The organism is Chitinophaga sp. (assembly GCF_036566945.1).
In the GTDB taxonomy this organism is placed as follows: domain Bacteria; phylum Bacteroidota; class Bacteroidia; order Chitinophagales; family Chitinophagaceae; genus Chitinophaga.
In genome coordinates, this window is the sequence record NZ_DATCVJ010001113.1 from 1 (window position 1) to 5070 (window position 5070).

4 protein-coding genes are annotated in these 5070 nt (G+C 46.4%); 3 read left to right on the plus strand and 1 reads right to left on the minus strand.

Going from position 1 to position 5070, the window contains the following annotated elements; genetic code table 11:
* Positions 1 to 1780: GH92 family glycosyl hydrolase (locus VIP81_RS33395; RefSeq protein ID WP_331972590.1), on the plus strand; the 1780-nt coding region annotated here is incomplete at its 5' end.
* A 47-nt stretch (positions 1781 to 1827) separates the two neighbouring features.
* On the opposite strand, the gene VIP81_RS33400 is transcribed toward VIP81_RS33395, so the two are convergent.
* Complete coding sequence (locus tag VIP81_RS33400) at positions 1828 to 2070, minus strand: GlsB/YeaQ/YmgE family stress response membrane protein (RefSeq protein WP_331972593.1); 243 nt, start codon at positions 2068 to 2070, stop codon at positions 1828 to 1830.
* 85 nt (positions 2071 to 2155) lie between these two features.
* Between VIP81_RS33400 and VIP81_RS33405 the strand changes: the two genes are divergently transcribed.
* Entirely contained in the window at positions 2156 to 3007 is an 852-nt protein-coding gene (locus VIP81_RS33405) for an oxidoreductase (RefSeq protein ID WP_331972596.1), read from the plus strand.
* Positions 3008 to 3253: 246 nt separating this feature from the next.
* The coding region (locus VIP81_RS33410) for a hypothetical protein (protein WP_331972599.1) at positions 3254 to 5070 on the plus strand (1817 nt) is incomplete at its 3' end.

Below are 5070 nucleotides of genomic sequence, written 5' to 3' on the forward strand. Positions count from 1 at the left end.
GCACTTCTCCCATAAAAAAGAAAGCTCCGCGCCCGGATTTTACCAGGTATACCTGGATGATTACAACGTAAATGTAAACCCGACATCTACTTTAAGATGCGGATATCATCAATACGAATATAAAAACAATACCGACCGGCAAATTCTTTTTGACCTGGCCAAAGCCAACAACCGGGTCAATGGCTGGGACATTGAAAAAGTAGGCGATCATGCATTACAAGGTTATCAGCAGGCGGGCGAAAGAATTTATTTTTATGCCATCCTGAACACGAACATCGCAAAGTTAGACCTGACAGATAAAGGCAATAACAATGGTTTTGCCATTGTTCATCTGGCCAACGGCAGCACCACGCCGGTGGAGCTGAAAATAGGGATCTCCTTTGTCAGCAGCGCCAACGCAAAAGAAAACCTGGAGAAAGAAATCGGGCGCAAATCTTTTAATGATATCCGTAAAGAAGCGACGCAGCAATGGGAAACATTGTTGTCGTCTGTACAGGTAAAAGGCGGCACCGATAAACAAAAAGGAATGCTGTATTCCTGTTTGTACCGCTCATTCCTGTGGCCGGCCTTACGCAGCGATGTAAACGGCGAATTTACAGATGCCAGACGTAATGTAGTCAAAGCGGATTTCAACTACTACACCGAGCCTTCGCTATGGGACACTTACCGGAATAAAGACGTGCTGCTGGGGCTTATCAGCCCGCAGGTAACATTGGATGTGATTAAGTCGATGAAAGATGTGGGAGATAAAAAAGGATTTATCCCTACTTTTTTTCATGGCGATCACGGCGCGTCTTCTATTGCAGGCGCTTACCTGAGAGGCATTGATAAGTTTGATATCAAAGGTACTTATGAAATACTGCTGAAGAACGCCAATGTAGAAGGGGGCGCACGACCTTTTATCAAAGAATATATAGAGAAGGGATTTATTTCAGATCCGGATGTTACCAATCCGCATGTGGAAACGAAAGGAAAAGCCGGGGTATCTAAAACCCTGGAATATGCCTACGACGATTACTCCGTTGCCCAGATCGCCAAAAAGCTGGGCGATACGGCCAACTACCGGATCCTCATGGCCAGGTCTAAGAATTACAAAAATGTATTTGATCCGTCTACCCGGTTTATGCGCGGCAAATTAACCGATGGTTCCTGGATAACGCCCTTTAATCCACAGTATCCTTACTACGAATATATGTACCGGGAAGCCAATGCATGGCAGGTGTCTTTCTTTGCGCCACATGATATGCCCGGTTTAGTGGCATTGTATGGCGGTGCCAATGGATTTGAATCTAAACTGGACTCGTTGTTTACCGTTCCATGGAACCCACACTACATTGCCCGTAACGTGGAAACAATGATAGGCCAGTACTGCCATGGTAATCAGCCGGATCATGAAGCACCCTTTGCTTATTACTTTGTGGGGAAGCCGGCAAAATCACAACATATTATTGATACGATCTTAAATACTTTGTATGGCATTGGAGAAGATGGCATCGCGCTCTGTGGAATGGATGATGCAGGCGAAATGTCGTCCTGGTATGTGTTTAGCGCGTTAGGATTGTATCCGTTTTCCGCCACCGATCCGGAATATATGGTGACCGTTCCTCTTTTTGATGAAGTGAAATGGAGAACAGCGAATGGTAAATGGCTGACGATCTCCAAACCGGGGAGAGGCAGGAACTTAACGGGGATCAAAGTGAATGGCAAACAGCTGGAAGGATATTTTGTGCCGGATGATTTGTTTAAGAAGGGAGGAAAGATAGAAGTGAGTACGCAATGATATGTGACACATACAGCACTCCCCGGAATACCGGGGAGTGTTGTTCATTAGTTTTTCCCTTTTATCATATGCACCAGCCAGATAAGAATCACCGATCCTATCAATGCCACTATGAGGGAACCAATCAGGCCATTTCCCATATGGATACCGAGTTTGCCGAAAAGCCAGCCACCCAGCCAACCGCCAACAACACCTACCAGGATATCTACGATTACACCAAATCCTTCACCACGCATTATTTTGCCGGCAAGCCATCCTGCAATGCCACCAATGAGTAAAGTCCATAACATAAGGAGATATTTTTTGAACTCGATGAATGTAACATTAAATTTTTAAATTTAACGGGCAAAACCCACACCACTCAAAATCAATAATATGGAAAAGGCTAAAAAAGTATGGTTTATCACTGGCGCATCCGGAGGCTTTGGTAAATCATTTGCCGAATATGCTATCCAACAAGGTTACCAGGTAGTCGTAACCGCCAGACGTTTGGATAAACTCGGGCACATTAAACAACTCGCCCCCGATCAGGTAGACGCCCTGCGGATGGATGTTAACAACAACGATGAAATTGCCGCTGCTGTAAAAGCCGTAACCGCTCGTTTTGGCCGCGTAGACGTACTCATTAACAACGCCGGCTATGGCATTGTAGGCGCGGTAGAAGAAACGCCGGAAGACGAATTACGCGCCCAAATGGATACCAATTTTTTTGGCGCTGTGAGTGTTACCCGTGCTCTCCTCCCTTTGTTCAGACAACAGCAATCAGGCGCTATTGTTAACATCAGTAGTATGGGCGGACAATTATCCTTTCCCGGATTTGGTGCGTACTCCGCATCCAAATTTGCACTGGAAGGCATTTCAGAAGCGTTGGCCGCAGAACTGGCCCCGCTGGGCATCAAAGTAATGATTGTAGAACCGGGTCAGTTTAAAACTGAATTGGCCGGTGCGGCCATGAAGCATATGCCGGAGCTGTCTGCTTACGAAGCCACTGTTGGCCCCACCCGAAATTTTGCCAAAACCATGCACGGTACCCAGGAAGGTGATCCGGCTAAAGCTGCAGCAGCTATCGACAAAGCACTGGCTGCTCCCAACACACCGTTGCGATTACAATTAGGTGAAGACGCTGTTGTTGCGATTAAACAACATGCCGAAAACCTGTTGAAAGATCTGGCGGAGTGGGCGCCACTGGCGGCGGACACGAAAGCAGATGTTACCGCCGTTGTATAACCATAAATAATGATCGTATTAAAGTATAATGCCCCTAAAAAGTCAGCTACTTTTTGGGGGCATTTTTCTGTCACTGCCGTCACCCTTCTATCCCCCTGATTTATTTTTGAGCAAAACCCTGACGCCATAGCATAGCAGGATACTTTCAGTATCCGGATTCAATCTGCATGAGCACAGATGTAGCAGATGAATGTAGCGCGCATAGTTAAACATACTCCATTCATACCCTCATTTAAACCTTTAAATATGCATCTCAAAATTTACCCTGTCAAAAGCATTATAGTATCATTGATACTATTTTTTCTTTTTTCTGTGCAACAAGCCAGTGCGCAGATATATGCCAACAGTCAGACGAATGCCGTTACCGGATTATGCCTGCTTTGCGGCGTCAGTAATCCCAACAATGCGGTCAATACCAATTTAACTGACTATTCTACCTTTAATATCACCGCCGGACTATTAGGCGTAAGCGTATCGCAAACGCTGATATTTCCCAGCGGAACGGCCGGCTGCGATTCGCTTATCATAGGTATCGGCAGCGGCAATTCCGCGCTGTCTGTTAATTTGGTGGCCGGCCTTACGGTACAAACTTTCAACGGCGCCACTGCCAATAGTGATCTCACCAACATCGACTCTACCAATCTGCGCTTGCTGGGCGGCGCAAGAGGAGAAGTATTTTTGAAACCCGCGGCCTCTTTCGACCGGGTAAAAATTACTTTAAGCAGTAGTCTTTTAGGCTTGTTAAATGCATTTCATCTATACTATGCCTGGCATCAGGCCACCATCACCGCACCAACGGCCATAGACAGTACGTCTATCTGTTATGGCGATAGTGCGAGTTTAACGGCCACCACTATTCCGGGTGCTACTATTCAATGGTTTTCCACCGCCACCGGGGGCACTGCGCTGTATACCGGCAGTCCCTACAAAGTGGCTCCGCTAACCACTACTACCTATTATGCACAGGCATCTATTGGCGGATGTACCAGTAGCCGTAAGGCTATAACCGTGATCATAAAAGCCAGACCGGACAACCCGGTATTTCATGCCCCGGCAAACTTTTCATGTGGTGCAACGGCTGTTACTATTGACAACTATATAGTAGGAACCGATTATAACGTACGTTTAACGTACGAAGCGAAAGATGGTGACCTTCTTGATTCGTCTTTCGTGATAACAGGAAATGGAAGTTTTACGCTCCCTCCATTCATTTATCCGCAAAACGTTTCTGCAAATCTCTATATTCAGGCAGTTGATTCTATTACTGGTTGTACATCCGATACCATACGGGCGATTTATATCCTTGGTAGCACTCCCACGCTCCCACCCACAACAAGTTTTGATAGCATTACCGTCTGTCAGGGGACAAGCGTTACACTCCATGCCACCCCGGCGGGTTCAGGTACCGCGGAAATAAGATGGTATGATGCTCCCACAGGAGGTACACTGCTTTATACCAGCAATAGCTACCCAGTCAGCCCTGCAGTAACAACTACTTATTATGTTGCTGCTGCTGCGACTTGTGAGAATCCGCAACGCGTACCCGTAAAGGTAATCGTAGGTAGTGCACCTGTTCCTGAATTCACGGTACCAACGGCACCGGTTTGTGGCAGCGCTGCTATCACGATTACTAATCATGTCCCGGGAAACAACTATACTGTAAGGTTAATATATTCCAGTCCTGCTGCAGGCCTGGTACTGGATACTTTGTTCACCGTCATCAATAGTAATATTATCAATACTTTTCCCATTAACGTCGCCTCTCAATTGGAAGTCAATTTTTACATACGCTCCGTTAGCCCGCTGACCGGTTGTATTTCTGATATAGCAGGAGACGATTTTAGCCAGAGTGCCGCCGCTGATTGCCCCAGCAACGAGTTCCGTATGTCGTCTATTCAACAGCCACCAAAAACAGCCACGCCCAAAACAGCTACGCTGGCGATATTCCCGAATCCAACAAATGGTATCATTAACCTGGGTAAATCGAAAGATTACACCGGTAATCTTATCATTATCAGAGATGCTTCCGGACGCGAAGTACAGCGGGAAGTACTGAAACAGAA